Origin of the sequence: Rahnella sp. R3(2024) (assembly GCF_042920125.1) — a bacterium.
In the GTDB taxonomy this organism is placed as follows: domain Bacteria; phylum Pseudomonadota; class Gammaproteobacteria; order Enterobacterales; family Enterobacteriaceae; genus Rahnella; species Rahnella rivi.
Window position 1 is genome coordinate 1,323,533 of the sequence record NZ_JBHGBU010000001.1, and the last position, 14,437, is coordinate 1,337,969.

9 protein-coding genes and 2 pseudogenes are annotated in these 14,437 nt (G+C 54.6%); 8 read left to right on the forward strand and 3 right to left on the reverse strand.

All coding sequences use genetic code 11. From position 1 onward, the window contains the following. Positions 1 to 29: 29 nt before the first annotated feature. Together ABSH60_RS05825 and ABSH60_RS05830 are read left to right on the forward strand one after the other, a co-directional pair. Positions 30 to 9,629 carry a hemagglutinin repeat-containing protein gene (locus tag ABSH60_RS05825; RefSeq protein ID WP_390973116.1) on the forward strand — a complete coding sequence of 3,200 codons (9,600 nt, stop codon included), beginning with the start codon at positions 30 to 32 and terminating at the stop codon, positions 9,627 to 9,629. Then, positions 9,629 to 10,003, forward strand: coding sequence for a hypothetical protein (locus tag ABSH60_RS05830; RefSeq protein WP_390973118.1), 375 nt, complete (start codon positions 9,629 to 9,631; stop codon positions 10,001 to 10,003). Before ABSH60_RS05825 ends, ABSH60_RS05830 begins: the two co-directional genes overlap by 1 nt. 42 nt (positions 10,004 to 10,045) lie before the next feature. On the opposite strand, the gene ABSH60_RS05835 is transcribed toward ABSH60_RS05830, so the two are convergent. Continuing rightward, the gene (locus tag ABSH60_RS05835) at positions 10,046 to 10,258 is read right to left on the reverse strand and encodes a SymE family type I addiction module toxin (protein ID WP_390973120.1); all 213 of its coding nucleotides are present in this window, start codon (positions 10,256 to 10,258) and stop codon (positions 10,046 to 10,048) included. Positions 10,259 to 10,284: 26 nt separating this feature from the next. On the opposite strand from ABSH60_RS05835, the gene ABSH60_RS05840 reads away from it, so the two are divergent. The 4 genes from ABSH60_RS05840 to ABSH60_RS05855 all read left to right on the forward strand — a co-directional run bounded on the left by ABSH60_RS05840 (position 10,285) and on the right by ABSH60_RS05855 (position 12,174). Continuing rightward, positions 10,285 to 10,761: a toxin C-terminal domain-containing protein gene (locus tag ABSH60_RS05840; RefSeq protein ID WP_390973122.1), complete on the forward strand. Its 477-nt coding sequence runs from the start codon at positions 10,285 to 10,287 to the stop codon at positions 10,759 to 10,761. Positions 10,762 to 10,764: 3 nt separating this feature from the next. Further along, positions 10,765 to 11,202: a hypothetical protein gene (locus tag ABSH60_RS05845; protein ID WP_390973124.1), complete on the forward strand. Its 438-nt coding sequence runs from the start codon at positions 10,765 to 10,767 to the stop codon at positions 11,200 to 11,202. A gap of 382 nt (positions 11,203 to 11,584) precedes the next feature. Then, positions 11,585 to 11,908: a hypothetical protein gene (locus ABSH60_RS05850; RefSeq protein ID WP_390973126.1), complete on the forward strand. Its 324-nt coding sequence runs from the start codon at positions 11,585 to 11,587 to the stop codon at positions 11,906 to 11,908. Then, the gene (locus ABSH60_RS05855) at positions 11,908 to 12,174 is read left to right on the forward strand and encodes a hypothetical protein (protein ID WP_390973128.1); all 267 of its coding nucleotides are present in this window, start codon (positions 11,908 to 11,910) and stop codon (positions 12,172 to 12,174) included. The genes ABSH60_RS05850 and ABSH60_RS05855 overlap by 1 nt, the downstream gene beginning before the upstream one ends. A gap of 47 nt (positions 12,175 to 12,221) precedes the next feature. Here ABSH60_RS05855 and ABSH60_RS05860 read toward each other — a convergent pair whose 3' ends face one another. After that, positions 12,222 to 12,470: a hypothetical protein gene (locus ABSH60_RS05860; RefSeq protein ID WP_390973130.1), complete on the reverse strand. Its 249-nt coding sequence runs from the start codon at positions 12,468 to 12,470 to the stop codon at positions 12,222 to 12,224. 69 nt (positions 12,471 to 12,539) lie between these two features. Here ABSH60_RS05860 and ABSH60_RS05865 point away from each other — a divergent pair. Both ABSH60_RS05865 and ABSH60_RS05870 read left to right on the forward strand, forming a co-directional pair. Beyond that, positions 12,540 to 13,861, forward strand: a pseudogene (locus ABSH60_RS05865) (VENN motif pre-toxin domain-containing protein); the annotation flags it as partial. Next, the gene (locus ABSH60_RS05870) at positions 13,861 to 14,133 is read left to right on the forward strand and encodes a hypothetical protein (protein WP_390973132.1); all 273 of its coding nucleotides are present in this window, start codon (positions 13,861 to 13,863) and stop codon (positions 14,131 to 14,133) included. The pseudogene ABSH60_RS05865 and the gene ABSH60_RS05870, both read left to right, overlap by 1 nt. Positions 14,134 to 14,178: 45 nt before the next feature. On the opposite strand, the pseudogene ABSH60_RS05875 reads toward ABSH60_RS05870, so the two are convergent. After that, positions 14,179 to 14,392, reverse strand: a pseudogene (locus tag ABSH60_RS05875) (SymE family type I addiction module toxin). Positions 14,393 to 14,437: the final 45 nt, after the last annotated feature.

Here is a 14,437-nt window from a genome sequence, read left to right on the forward strand (position 1 = left end):
GGGGACCCTTTGTTAGCAAGGAAGCTGCCATGAACAAGCATCTCTATCGGATTATTTTTAATAAAACACGCGGCCTGTTGATGGTGGTGGCCGAAATCGCCAAAGCCCATAACGGGGGAGGCGCACGCGAGGCTGTGCCAAATCAGCGCACCTGCCAGCGTATCAGCCGCCTCTCCAGCCTGAGTTTTAGCCTGTTACTGGCGCTGGGTTGCGTCAGTCTGAACGTACAGGCGGGAATCGTTGCCGACGGCAGTGCGCCGGGCAACCAGCAGCCGACTGTTATCGGCAGCGCCAATGGCACCCCGCAGGTCAATATTCAGACGCCTGGTGCAGGCGGGGTTTCACACAATAAATTCAGCCAGTTCGATGTAGATAACCAGGGCGTTATTCTCAATAACTCGCACAACAATACTTCCACCCAGTTGGGCGGCATGGTTACCGGCAACCCGTGGCTGGCCAAAAAAGAAGCCACCGTTATTCTCAACGAAGTCAATTCACGCAACCCCAGCCAGCTAAATGGCTATATCGAAGTGGCGGGTAAAAAAGCCCAGGTGGTGATTGCCAACCCGTCTGGCATCACCTGTGACGGCTGTGGGTTTATCAACGCCAATCGCGCCACGCTGACCACCGGACAGACGCAGCTCAATAACGGGCAAATCACCGGTTATGACATCGGTCAGGGCAATATCACCGTGCAGGGCCGGGGCATGGACAGCAGCAGGCAGGACAGTACCGACTTGATTGCCCGCGCGGTCAATATCAACGCCGGAATTTGGGCCAATGACCTGAAAGTCACTGCCGGACGTAATCACGTTGATGCCGACCATCAAAGCATCCGCGCCAGCGCAGCCGATGGCAGTACGCGCCCGGCACTGGCCATTGACGTTTCGCAGCTTGGCGGCATGTACGCCGGTAAAATCCGCCTGATAGGTACGCAAGGCGGCGTTGGCGTGCGCAACGCAGGCAATATCGGCACCTCGGCAGGCAGCGTGGTGGTGACCGCTGAGGGTCGTATTGAGAACAGCGGCACGATCAACAGCGCGCAGGATTTGGCGGTCACCGCTCAGGGGGATATCCAAAACAGCGGCAATGTGTACGCCGCTGGCAACGCCACGGTAGCCGCCTCCGACGCGTTGACCCACAGCGGCATTATTGCCAGTGCCAGTCAGACCCGCGTCAGTGCGGCGTCCATTAATGCCAGCCAGCAGAGTGTTTTGGCCGCCGGCATGAATGATCAGGGCCAGTTTGGCAGCACCGGGGATTTAACTCTCAGCAGTCAGGGGATGTTAAGCGCCCACGGGCAGAATCTGGCTCCGGGGCAACTGAATATTCAGGGTACGGCGGTCGACCTGAGCGACAGCCAGACTTCTGGCCAATATATCCAGGTTACGGCATCCGCTGGCGACCTTTCCACCGCCCGCGCCAGCGTGTCGGCGACGCAAACGCTCAGCCTGACGACGCCCGGTCAGTTAAATAACACTGGCGGCAAACTGGCGGGCGATAAACTCAACCTGACGGCTCGCCAGCTGGTCAATCGGCAAGGCACCGTCCAGCAACTGGGCACCAGCGACCTGACGCTGTCGCATCAGGCCAGTATCGATAACAGCGGCGGGACGATTGCCAGCAACAGCGTCAACCTGACCTTTAACACCGACATTTTCGACAACACTCAGGGGCTGATACTGCACGCGGGTGACGGGCAACTGATCCTCGACGCCGGGCAGTTTAACGATGCTCAGGGCACCCTGACCAGCAACGGCGCGCTCAATTTACGCGCAAATACGCTGACGCTGGACAACGCCAGCACCCAGGCCCGGCAAATCACGGTCAATGCGGGAACGCTCTCCAACCGTGCCGGTAGCCTGGCGCAAAGCGGCCACGGCGCGATGACAGTCACGGTGACGGGCGCACTGGATAACAGCGGCGGCAGTATGGCCAGTAATGGCGCGCTGGCGGTGCAGGCCGCGCAGGTCACTAACGCGCAGGGAAAACTGCTGGCCGCCGCCGACAGCACCTTTAGCCTGACCAGCAATGGCGGGTTGAACAACCAGCAGGGCCAGGTCGCGGGCGGGAACCTCGGGGTGAATACCGGTACGCAGGCGATCAATAATCTGCAGGGCGTGTTTGCGGCCACAAGTCAGCTTGCGATACAAAGCGGCAGCCTGAACAATGACGGCGGCCTGTTGCAATCCGGGGGCGCCCTCTCCCTCAATACGCACGGCGCGGCGTTAAGTAACCGCAACAGCGGGGATAATGGCGGCATACTCAGCCAGGGGAACCTGCTGATCAGCAGTGGCGCACTGGACAACAGTTCAGGCGTACTGGTCGGTGGAAGTACCAGCCAGTTGTCGACCGCCGCGCTGAATAATCAGCAAGGCCAGCTGATAAGTCAGGGTGCCTTAACCCTGACCTCGCAGGCGCTGAACAATCAGGCCGGGCTGGTACAGTCCGGCGATACGCTGGCACTCAATACGCAGGGCCAGACCCTGACCAATACTGACAGCGGCGACGCGGGCGGTATTCTTAGCCAGGGGGCGATGACGCTCACTACCGGCAACCTGAATAACCAAAACGGTTTTATTCTCGGGCAGGCTGTCACCGCCAACCTTCATGCCGATACGCTCAATAACCTTTCTGGCACCTTTGCCAGTCGTGGCGCGCTAACTCTCGACAGCGGCGCAATCAACAACGATGGCGGATTGTTGCAGTCAGCGGCGGCGCTCACCATCGACACCCACGGCGAGGCTATCAGCAACCGCAACAGCGGCGATCGGGGTGGCATTCTCAGTCAGGGCACCCTGACGGTGCGCGCGGGTCATCTTGATAACCAGTCCGGCGTGCTGATGGGCAACCAGAACAGCGCCCTGACACTGGCGCAGGTCAATAACCAGCACGGCATACTCGGCAGCCAACAGGGCAACCTTTCGCTGACTACGCAGGCCTTTGACAACACCGCGGGCCTGATACAATCCGGCCAGTCGCTGATGCTCGATACTCAGGGCCAGCGCCTGACTAACACTGCGAGCGGCCAGACCGGCGGCCTGTTCAGTCTGGGCGACCTGACGCTCAATGCAGGTGATGTCGATAACCAGTCAGGCGTTATCGTTAGCCAGCAATCGGCCAATATCAGCACGCAGACGCTCAATAATCAGAACGGCAAACTGGCCAGCGGCGGCGACCTCACCCTGCTGACGCAGGCAGTCAATAACACCGGCGGCCTGATGCAGTCGCAGGGAGCAATGAGTCTCGATACTCACGGGCAGTCGCTCAACAATACTTACAGCGGCGAGAGCGGCGGTATCAGCAGCCAGGGCAATCTGACACTGACCACCGGCCAGTTCGACAATACGCAGGGCTTTATTGCCAGCAATGCCCAGGCGGCTATCACCAGCGGTGAGTTTATCAACCAGAACGGCCTGCTCGGCAGCCGTCTGGATCTGACCTTATCCACCGCCGCGCTGACCAACCAACAGGGCACCTTACAGGCCGGGCAAACTCTGGCGCTGGACACCCACGGGCAGCAACTGGATAACCAGAACAACGGGCTGATAAGCGCTGGCAATACTCTGCAACTGCTGACCGGGGCGCTGCTTAATCAGAGTGGCCAGTTGCAAAGTCGTGAAAGCCTGAGTATCAATACACAGGGCCAGTTACTGGATAACCAGAACGGGCTGATGCTCTCGGGCGACAGTTTACACATTGACAGTGGTGAGCTGAATAATAGCCGCGGGCAGTTGCAGGCGGTGGGTGCACTGACGCTCAATGCCTGGAATGCCACCCTCACCAACCTGTCCGGGCTTATCCGCTCCGGCGCCGGCGTGGTCATCAACAGCGTCCAGCTGATTAACCGTCAGACGCAAGGTACGGATGAAGGGATTGAAGGTCAGTCGGTGCACATCAGCGCCGCAGCGGTCGATAACAATCAGGGCGTGATGCGCAGTGATGATGCGCTGGTAGTGACTACCGGCTCACTGGATAACACCGGCGGTCTGGCCTCCTCCGGCAACCGGTTAAACATCAGTGGTAACGGGCTGGCACTGACCAACACCGGCGGCACGCTGATTGCCGGTAACGTGTTTGACCTGATGGCGGATTCTCTGACCGGCGACGGCAATGTGCTGTCGCAAGGAGATATGCAACTTGCACTCAATCAGAATTTCGTTAATCAGGGCCAGGTGGTTGCCAATGGCGATTTGACCTTCACCCTTAACCAGCAACTCACCAATAACAGCCTGATAAAAGCCGGTGGTGTGCTGGATATGCATGCCAGCCAACTGACCAATAACGCTCCGGCGGAAATTAGCGCTGGGGCAACTCACCTCTCTGTTGATAACGACCTGATCAACCGCGGGCTGATCGACGGCGGGTTGACCCATATCGACGCCGCGACGCTGACCAATATCGGCAGCGGGCGGATTTACGGCGACCATATCGCGATTAAGAGTGACACCCTGAATAACCTGGCCGAAAGCGGCACGGCGGCCACTATTGCTGCCCGCGAACAGCTGGATATCGGTGCGCAGACCATCAACAACCTCGACCACGGGCTGATTTACAGCGCGGATTCGCTGGCGATTGGCGGTGCGCTGGACGATAACCTTAACGCTACCGGTCAGGCCGGAATACTCAATAACCACAGTTCGACGGTGGAATCCGCCGGGGACATGTGGCTGAACATTGCCCAGATTAACAACGTCAATGACCATCTGGTGACCGCTACGGTTATCACCGAAAAATCGGCGCACCATGAAGCTGCCCTTTCCAGTTCGCCGAACCGCTTTGACTGGGCCGACATCAATACCTCTACCAGTAACAAATACGGCGTACACAAGGCCATCATGCTGGACGGCACCAGCGGTAACACCTTCTATGAATACCAGTATGACCGCACGGTGACCGAGACCCAGGTTATCGAGAGTGATCCGGGGCAGATCATCGCGGGCGGTAATCTGGCTATTAACAGCAATACGGTCAATAACCTCGACAGCCGCATCGTCGCAGGCGGATTGCTCTCCGGTGTGATTGGCTATCTGAATAACGTCGCCACTCAGGGTGAGAAAATCACTACTGACATCGGTACTCAGACCCGCTGGTATGCCAAGAAGACCAAACACAGCTTCGGTGGCACCACCACCTCACAGGGCAAGGATAAAAGCAATTATGCCCCTGCCCCGGTGATACAGACCATCGACCTGAAAACCTTGGCCTATCAGGGCAATACCAATGTCAGCGGCGGCGGCACCCCCATTGCCGGTCGCAATACCACTGCCCTGACCGGTGATATCGCAGGCGCCGGTGATACGCGCGGGTTGAGCAATATCGATGCGGCCACGCTTCGCTCACAGGATAGCGCCGGGGGACTGTGGCAACCGGGTATTATCCCGCTCGACACTCCGCTGGTGCTGCCAGCCGGTCAGACTTTCCACGTCGATTTACCGACGGTGAACGGGATAACTCCGGTTATCCGTATGGTCAGCCCGAATACCCGACTGCCAGATAACGGCCTGTTCCAGCTGCACCCGGAGAGCACGGCGTCGTATCTGGTAGAGACCGATCCGCGCTTCACTAACCAGAAGAAGTGGCTGGGCAGTGACTATATGCAGAACGCCTTTACCACCAACAATGACAACGTGCTGAAACGCCTGGGGGACGGCTACTACGAGCAGCAGCTGATACGTCAGCAGATTATCAGCCTCACCGGTCAGCGTTATCTGGACGGTTATGGCAACGATGAAGATCAGTTCAAAGCGCTGATGGACAACGGCATCGCCTTTGGTCAGCAGTACCACCTGACGCCCGGTGTAGCACTGAGCCCGGTGCAGATGGCGTTACTGACCGGCGACATGGTGTGGCTGGTCGCACAGACGGTGACGTTGCCGGATGGCAGCACCGAGCAGGTACTGGTGCCGCAGCTGTATGCCAAAGTGCAACAAGGGGATGTGGACGGCAGCGGCGCCCTGCTCGCCGGTAAGCAGGTCGCCCTGAGTGTCGGCTATGACCTGACCAACAGCGGCACCATCGCCGGACGTGAAGTGACCCAGCTGACGGCGGATAATCTGACCAACAGCGGCTTAATCAGCGGCGACCGGGTCAATCTGATGGCGCGTACCGACCTGACTAACCTCGGCGGCACCTTACAGGCCAAAGACAGCCTGGTGGCTATCGCCGGGCGCGACCTGACCAGCAGCAGCACACTGCGCGGCACCGACGCCAACCGCTACCTTGACCGGGTGGCAGGCATCTATGTGCAAAACGACAACGGCCAACTGGGCCTTCAGGCCATCAATAACCTGAACCTGACGGCGACCGACATCAGCAATGCCGGTAAAAACAGCCAGACCACGCTGATTGCCGGTAACGATATCAATCTCAACACCCTGACCACCACCCACAGCGAAAACGGCAGTTGGGGCAAAGGCAATGACCGCAGCGTGACGCAGAGCACCGATGTCGGCACGCAGATTAACAGCGCTGGCGCCATTGCTTTGCAGGCGGGCCACGACCTTAACGCCCGCGCGGCGACGGTCAATGCCGCAGACGCCCTCACGGCAATCGCAGGCCATGATATCAACCTGACCAGCGGCAACGACAGCTACCATGTCACCGAGAACAGCCGTCAAAGCAGCAAAGGGATAGTGTCGGGCCAGACCATTACCACGCACGACGAAGTGCAAAGCCAGAGCGCAATCGGCAGCAATTTCGGCGGCGATAAGGTGACGATGCAGGCCGGGCATGACCTGTTAGTGCAAGGCAGCAGCGTGGCGGGCACTCACGATGTCACGCTGGCGGCGGGCAACAACCTGACCGTCACCACCGCTGATGAAACGCGTCAGGAGAACCATCAATATCAGGAGAAGAATACCGGCCTCTCCGGCACAGGAGGCATTGGTTTCAGCTACGGTCAGCAGAGCCTGAAAACCACCGACGACGGCGTCACGCATTCCAGCGCCGGCAGCACGGTGGGCAGCGTCAACGGCAACACCACGCTGAGTGCGGGCAACAACCTGACGGTCAAAGGTTCGGACGTGCTGGCCGCGAAGGACATCAATCTGAGCGGCAGCGAAGTGAATATTCTGGCGGCAGATAACCAGAGTTCGCAGACGCACACCGTGGAGCAAAAACAGAGCGGGCTGACGCTGGCGCTGTCCGGCACGGTCGGCAGCGCGATTAACACGGCGGTCTCGGGCGCCAACGACGCCAGCAAGCAAAGCAGCGACAGGCTCGCGGCCCTTGATGGCATGAAGGCGGCGCTCAGCGGCGCGCAGGCGTATCAGGGTAAATCTCTGGCTGAAGCGGACGGCAGCGAAGGCAGCATGATAGGCGTCAATCTCTCCTACGGCAGCCAGTCGTCGAAATCCACGCAGACCCAGACCAGTAACCAGAGCCAGGGCAGCACGGTGACGGCAGGCAATAACCTGAATATTCGGGCGACCGGCACCGACATTAACGTTCAGGGCAGCCAGTTGCAGGCCGGGAAAGACATCGGGCTGATAGCTAACCGCGACGTGAATCTGTGGTCGGGCGTCAATACTTCAGTACTCGACGGTTCGAACGAGAGCCACGGCGGTTCGATGGGCGTCGGATTCAACTTCGGTCAGGGCGCGAACGGGTTATCCATCAACGCCAGCGGCAACAAAGGCAAAGGCAGTGAAACCGGCAACGGCACCAGCCATACCGAAACCACCGTCAACGCCGGAAACAACCTGAACATTGTCAGCGGCCGCGACACCACGCTGACCGGTGCACAGGTCAGCGGTGAAAAAGTGACGATGGACGTGGCCCGTAACCTGACCCTCACCAGCGAACAGGACACCGACAACTACGACTCGAAGCAGCAAAACGCCAGCGCCGGCGGCAGTATCAGTATGGGCGGCGGCAGCGCCTCGGTGAATCTGAGCAAAGATAAGATGCACAGCACCTACGAGAGCGTGCAGGAGCAGACGGGGATTTTTGCCGGCAAAGGCGGCTTTGACATCACCGTCGGCGACCACACCCAGCTTAACGGCGCGGTTATCGGCTCGACCGGGGATGCCAGCATGAATAAGCTCGACACCGGCACGCTGGGGTTCAGCGATATCAAAAACAGCGCCGAGTATGAAGTCGAGCACCAGAGCGTGGGCGTCAGCACCGGTGGCGACATCGGCGGCCAGTTCGCAGGCAATATGGTCAACGGCCTGCTGGTGGGCGTCAACGGCAGCGGCAGCGACAGCTCGACCACCAAATCCGCTATCTCCGGTGGCACCATTATTGTCCGTGACAAAGACAACCAGACGCAGGATGTAAACGACCTGAGCCGCGACGTCGAGCACGCCAACCAGACCCTCTCCCCTATCTTCGATAAAGAGAAAGAGCAGCAGCGGTTGCAGGAAGCGCAAAAGATTGGGGAGATCGGGAGTCAGGCGATGGATATCGCCAGAACGCAGGGGGACCTGAACGGACTGAGCGAGGCGAAAAAAACTCATCCTGAAATGTCCGCTGACGAGCTGCGCAAGACCGATGTCTACAAAGCCGAAATGGCGAAATACGGCACCGGTAGCGCCATCCAGCAGGGACTTCAGGCGGCGACGGCGGCGGTACAGGGTTTAGCCGGCGGTGACTTGGCGAAAGCCATTGCGGGCGGAAGTGCGCCTTATCTTGCTGAAGTGATCCATAATATGACCACCGATCCAGTGACTGGTCAGGTGAACAAAGAAGCCAACCTGATGGCGCACGCCGTCGTCGGCGCGGTAGTTGCGCAAATCAACGGCAACGGCGCGTTAGCGGGCGCATCCGGTGCGGCCGTGGGTGAATTTATCGCGCAGCAGCTTTATCCGAATATCAAGCGTGAAGATTTAACCGAAGAGCAGCGGCAGACTATCTCCTCGTTGTCGACGCTGGCGGCGGGCCTTGCGGGCGGGTTGACGGGCGACAGTTCGGCGGATGCTGTAGCGGGGGGCCAGGCAGGGAAGAACGCGCTCGAAAACAACAGCCTTTTATTACCAAGGCCAGTTCCAGTACCCGTTCCGGGGCTGCCATTGAGCCCTGGCGATAAAGTGGTTCAGGACGCCAACAATAAGATGGCATCGGAGCTGGATAAAGCTCTGAAAGGGTCAGGAACCGAGGAAGATACACCGCCAATTACTGACGGCCAGTCAATCGTTGACGGGCGTGATGAGGCAGCTAAATCCCGCGATCCGAATGTGGCGAAGGATCTGACTGATACGGAGAAAGCCGAACTGGGTGGAACGGGTTCGGGAACGCCGGGCGGTTGGGGACCTGAGGATGAAGAGAAGGCTCGGAATAGTGAATCTTCTGTTAATCCCGAAAATCGAACGGAGTATGAAAAATATGTCGATTCTCTACGTGCATCAATGGAAAAGCCAAATGTTCAGGATGAGAATCTTGGTAATATAATCGACGATCTCTATCGGCCAAACGCTAAGATCGGAAGTGGAAGCACTGCTGATGCGGTCAGATACGAAATAGCCACAGGAGAAAAAGTCGGTGGAAGAGGACATGTTGAGAAAGCGGAAACTTATTCAAAAGCCTTACAGGACTGGTTGAATAAAAACCCACAGGCTTCTACAAGTGATAAGGCTGCTGCGGAGAACGTTCTGAAAGACATGCAAAATGCTCTTAAGGGTAAATAATGACAAAGTTAATAGATGATTATGTAGGCGTATTTACTCAGCGATCAGATCATATAAAAAATGCAGTTAATCGATGCGTAGAATATTGGTTGCCTGAACAAGCACCGTTAATCTTACTGTTTTCCACTATAGGTAAGGTACTTGTAAAGCAGCTTGATGCGCTTAACGATGATGAGAAAACGTTCTTATTCCAACATATTGAAGATGGTATGTGTTCAAATGAAGATGAGTTAGCCAGTGCCGTAGCGACTGGTTTAGTTGAATCTCTAGTGACTGCATCGGATGGAAATGATGAATTATGGAAAGATATCGAGCAGCATCTAGGAAGCGAATCTAATAAGCATGCTATTGCTTGGAAAAACTTCGGACAATAAATAATAAACCCGCCCTCAGTGGCGGGATTTTACTTTATAGCCTCAGCCGTTCAGCTCAGCCCTGATAACCAGACACCCATCCTCAGCCGTAATACTCACCGGCTGCCCGGTACTAAACCCTATCTCTTCCAGCCACTTACCTTTAATCGTCAGCTGCGGGCAGGGGTTGAGCCTGCCGCTGTTGGGGCGATAACCGACGGTGTAACGGCGTGCTTGGGGTGTGGCGGGTTCTGACTTATGATGTTGCTCATCCATTGTAACTACTCCTATTAGTTGCGGTGGTGACGGCGCAGAGTCAGTCCAAAGGGCCGAGTAATACCGGCGGTGATCAGATTGCGGATCAGTACCCGACGAACACGGGTGGAAATCAGCAGGTTGACCCGAGCATCAGTCATACTGGTAACAATCAGCCGTCAGATCAGGGGGCAACGAATACCGGTAATGTTGATGGCGCACCGGATGTGGGCGGGAATACCACGACCACGCCGATTGCAGAGCAGAGTCCGGATGATTTAGCTTATCTTGCGTTGAAAGGTAAAGAGGCTCAAGAAGCGGCTAAGAACTTAGGTTTTGGACAACGAATCCCACCGCAAAAAGCACCATTTAATTCACATGGGCAACCCGTATATTTTGATGGGAAAAATTACATATCTCCTGATGTTGATAGCCATAACGTAACAAATGGCTGGAAAATGTTTGATCGCAAAGGAGAAAGGATGGGTACTTACGACAGTAATTTAGACAGGATTAAGGACTGATTTATGTTTGGTATATTTACTGAAGACACACCAGTGGCAATAGAAGATGAACTGATTCTTCCTGCAGAAATTATTATTGATGATTTTAAAGAAAAAATAAATATTCCAGTAAGTTACTGGGGTTTAAATGATTATAAACAAAGTTGGCTCAAGTCACTTGAGAGCGGCCTTGCTAATAAAGATCATGCAGTGTTAGCTGCTTCAATGTATGAACCTAGTTGCACAAATTTCGTTTTTATCTGGGTTTTGTATTTTTCTAATGAAGATGTGTTCATACAGAATAAAGTATTATTCCTAGATGAACATCCATATTTTGACGTTGAAAATATTAATAATTTTATAAATCAACGTATTACTCACAATGAAGATGGTATGAAAATCTCGGAGTGGAATACGGATCTAGATAGTGTTCTGCATTTTTACAATAGCCTAAAAAAATAACAAGAATCCCGGCCAAGTCGCCGGGATTTTACTTTTTAGCCCCAAGTATAAATGGACTCCTAATGAAAATTCTCTATCCGGTTGGATGGAGAGTGTTTGGGAAATAAATGGTATTGTCTTTATGCTCATGGGATATTTTGATGAAAAAGACTGTGAGCTTGTAGCCTTAGGTCGACAGGGTGTATTAAAAAATTATTTTCTAACTCAACAATGATAGTAATTTCACATGGTGGAAATTTATTATGTGATACACCTCGGACCTGGACGGCAGCAACAAAGGCAAAGGTTCGAAGAGCGGCAGCGGCCTCACGCATACCGAAACCACCGTCAACACCGGAAACAATAAAGCCGAAATGGCGAAATACGGCACCGGTATATAAATATGACACCTGACAGTGAGTTTAGTTATTACAGTGCGGCAGTCGCAGCGGGTGCAGGTTATCTGGCACCAGGCTACAAGATTGGAGGTAATACCCTGATTAATATGAGCGGTGCATTTATGACGGATGGACCAGATTTGTCGGCACAAGGCGGCGCTATAGCGGGTTCACTGGCCGGGGGATACTTTGGGAAGTATGCGCCAGTTTTAGTGGGTAAATTTGGAACCGAATTACCAAGCTTTGCTTATGATATCAGTGGTTCATATATTTTTGAATATGGAAATGATGCTACTAAAACGTTAATAAAAAAGATTGAGGATAAATGATGGCCATAATAAAAAAAGTCAATTATTTAATGTTGCTTATATACTCAATGGCATTTTTCTCGGTACTTGGCATTGGATATAGAACTATCGTTGCTCTTATATCTCTATGGACCATTGGTGAATTTGCTTATGATTGGCATCAAGTCGTTATTGGATTGAAGATGGCTGTTGTAGCTAGTTTTGCAGTCACTTTAGCCGCATTCATCTTCAACAAAATAGACGAATACAATGCTCGCAAAAAGCCATCATCAGCCCCTGATAAATGATCTGTTGGAAACTGAAAATCCCGGCCTTCGAGCCGGGATTATTACTTTTATGTCCTTAAAATCCCGTTCCTTCGTCGCCGTATAATGATGATCCCCGGCGCGGTAACGACATCAACGTGTACCGCCTCGGTAATGCCAATCTCTGTCAGCCAGTCGCCGCTAATCACCAGTTGGCCGTCGTCTTGTACCCAGTCAGCGCCCAATGCGGGGTTATGCTGACTGGCTTCATAGAAACCTTCCAAGGTGGCGTTGTCGTGAATTACAGTGATATACAGAGCAGGGTATTTATGTTGCAAGGCAACTCCTGTACCTGCCGTAAAACTGCTGCGGGCTAAGGCGCTACCGGTAAAGGTGAGTTCCGGGAACCGATCTTCGATAAAGAGAAAGAGCAGGAGCGGTTGCAGGAAGCGCAAAAGATTGGGGAGATAGGGAGTCAGGTGATGGATATCGCCAGGACGCAGGGCAGATAGAAGCGACCAAAGCGGCAAACGACAAGATGAAAGGCGTCACGCCAGAACAGCTTCAGACCGCCAAAGAAGACTGGCAGAAAGCCAATCCGGGTAAAGTGCAGACATCTCACGATATCAATAATCAGGCTTACACGACGTTCTATAGTAAGGCGTTTACCGATTCAGGCTACTGCACCGGCGGTAAATACCAGATGGCCGCACAGACCGCAACAGCCGCTATTCAGGGGCTGGCGGGTGGCGACCTGGCGAAGGCAATTGCGGGCGGCAGCGCGCCATATCTGGCGAATGTCATTGCTAATACGACGGACGATGGTCCTGAACGCCTGATGGCACATGCGGTGGTTAACGCCGTGCTGGCAAGTGTACAAGGCAACAGCGCCCTCGCGGGAGCCACAGGTGCCGTGACCGCCGAAGTGATGGCAGGCATTGCAAAAGATATGTACGGCAAACCGGTCAGCGAGCTTTGCGAAGACCAGAAACAAACCATCAGCGCGCTAAGCCCACTGGCAGCAGGCCTTGCCGGCGGATTAACGGGTAACAGTTCAGCCGACGCAATGGCCGGAGCACAGGCCGGGAAGACAACGACAGAGAATAATGCGCTTGGTTTTGAGCTGCCGTCAGGCATGACCAGCTATGGACAGGGGGTATCGAGCCTGGTACAGAATATGGAAGCCCAGGGTAAATCATCGGAAGAAATCGATGCAGCAGCGAGTCGGTATGCCAAAGGGAGTTTGCCGGAAGGGGCGAATATTTCGAAGGTAATTGTGGAAGGATATCAGGATGCCGCGATGATAGCCGCATTTGCTTATCTGTCGCCCACTATCGCCATCGGAAAAGGGGTTGCCGGGGCAGTTATCGGTGGCGGTGCTAATTCGGCCTTCCAGTACCTGAATATGTCCCCGAACGGTGAGTTCAGTTATTACGGAGCGGCAGTGCCGGCAGGTGCGGGCTATCTGGCACCGGGATATAAGATTGGTGGAAACACGCTTATCAATATGGGCGGTGCATTTATGACAGACGGGCCAGATTTATCGGCGCAGCGTGGGGCGATAGCGGGATCGTTGTTTGGCGGGGGCGTTGGGAAATATGCGCCAAGTTTGCTTGCGCCATATGCAGGTAGCGCTTCCGGCGTTTTAGGTGATATAGGTGGCGCATTAACTTTTGAATCAATAAATGATAGAGCGAAACAAATATTGAAAAGTGAGGAAAAGAAATAGTGAAGAGAAAAATGACATTGCGAATATCTCTTTTATTGTTGCTTTATCTTTGTGCTGCTTTCTTTATTCTAGGTGTGGCAGCGAGAGTTATCACAGGTGTTGTGTATTCTGGACAAATATATTTGCATCCTGGAGAGCTTATTAAAGCAGCAAAAATGAGCTTTATTGGGGGGCTATTGGGAACACTCGCTGCATTAATCTTTAACAAAATCGACGAATACAACGCCCGTAAAAATAAAAAAGATCCTACCGATCCCCCTGATAACCCGTAGTCTTCAAATCACCCCGGTCAGTGCCGGGGTGCCTTTATCTTGCCCCTACCACACCGCCATCTCGGCCCGGAAGATCAACACGCCGTCCTGTGCGGTGATGGTCACCGGCTGACCGGCATTAAACCCCAGTTCGACCAGCCAGCGCCCCTTGAGGGTCAGTTGCGGCAGCGGGTTGGGCCTGCCGCCTGGGGCGATAACCCACGGTGTAACGCCGGGCTTGGGGGGTGGCGGGTTCTGCGGTAAGCTCGCGCTCAGTCATGATCAACTCCTGTTTAGTTGCTTATGGTTAGCGGGGCTGAGGTGT

Coding starts and splice junctions, on each gene's coding strand:
- ABSH60_RS05825 (WP_390973116.1), top strand. CDS start 30: ATGAACAAGCATCTCTATCGGATTATTTTTAATAAAACACGCGGCCTG.
- ABSH60_RS05830 (WP_390973118.1), top strand. CDS start 9,629: ATGACAAAGTTAATAGATGATTATGTAGGCGTATTTACTCAGCGATCA.
- ABSH60_RS05835 (WP_390973120.1), bottom strand. CDS start 10,258: ATGGATGAGCAACATCATAAGTCAGAACCCGCCACACCCCAAGCACGC.
- ABSH60_RS05845 (WP_390973124.1), top strand. CDS start 10,765: ATGTTTGGTATATTTACTGAAGACACACCAGTGGCAATAGAAGATGAA.
- ABSH60_RS05850 (WP_390973126.1), top strand. CDS start 11,585: ATGACACCTGACAGTGAGTTTAGTTATTACAGTGCGGCAGTCGCAGCG.
- ABSH60_RS05855 (WP_390973128.1), top strand. CDS start 11,908: ATGGCCATAATAAAAAAAGTCAATTATTTAATGTTGCTTATATACTCA.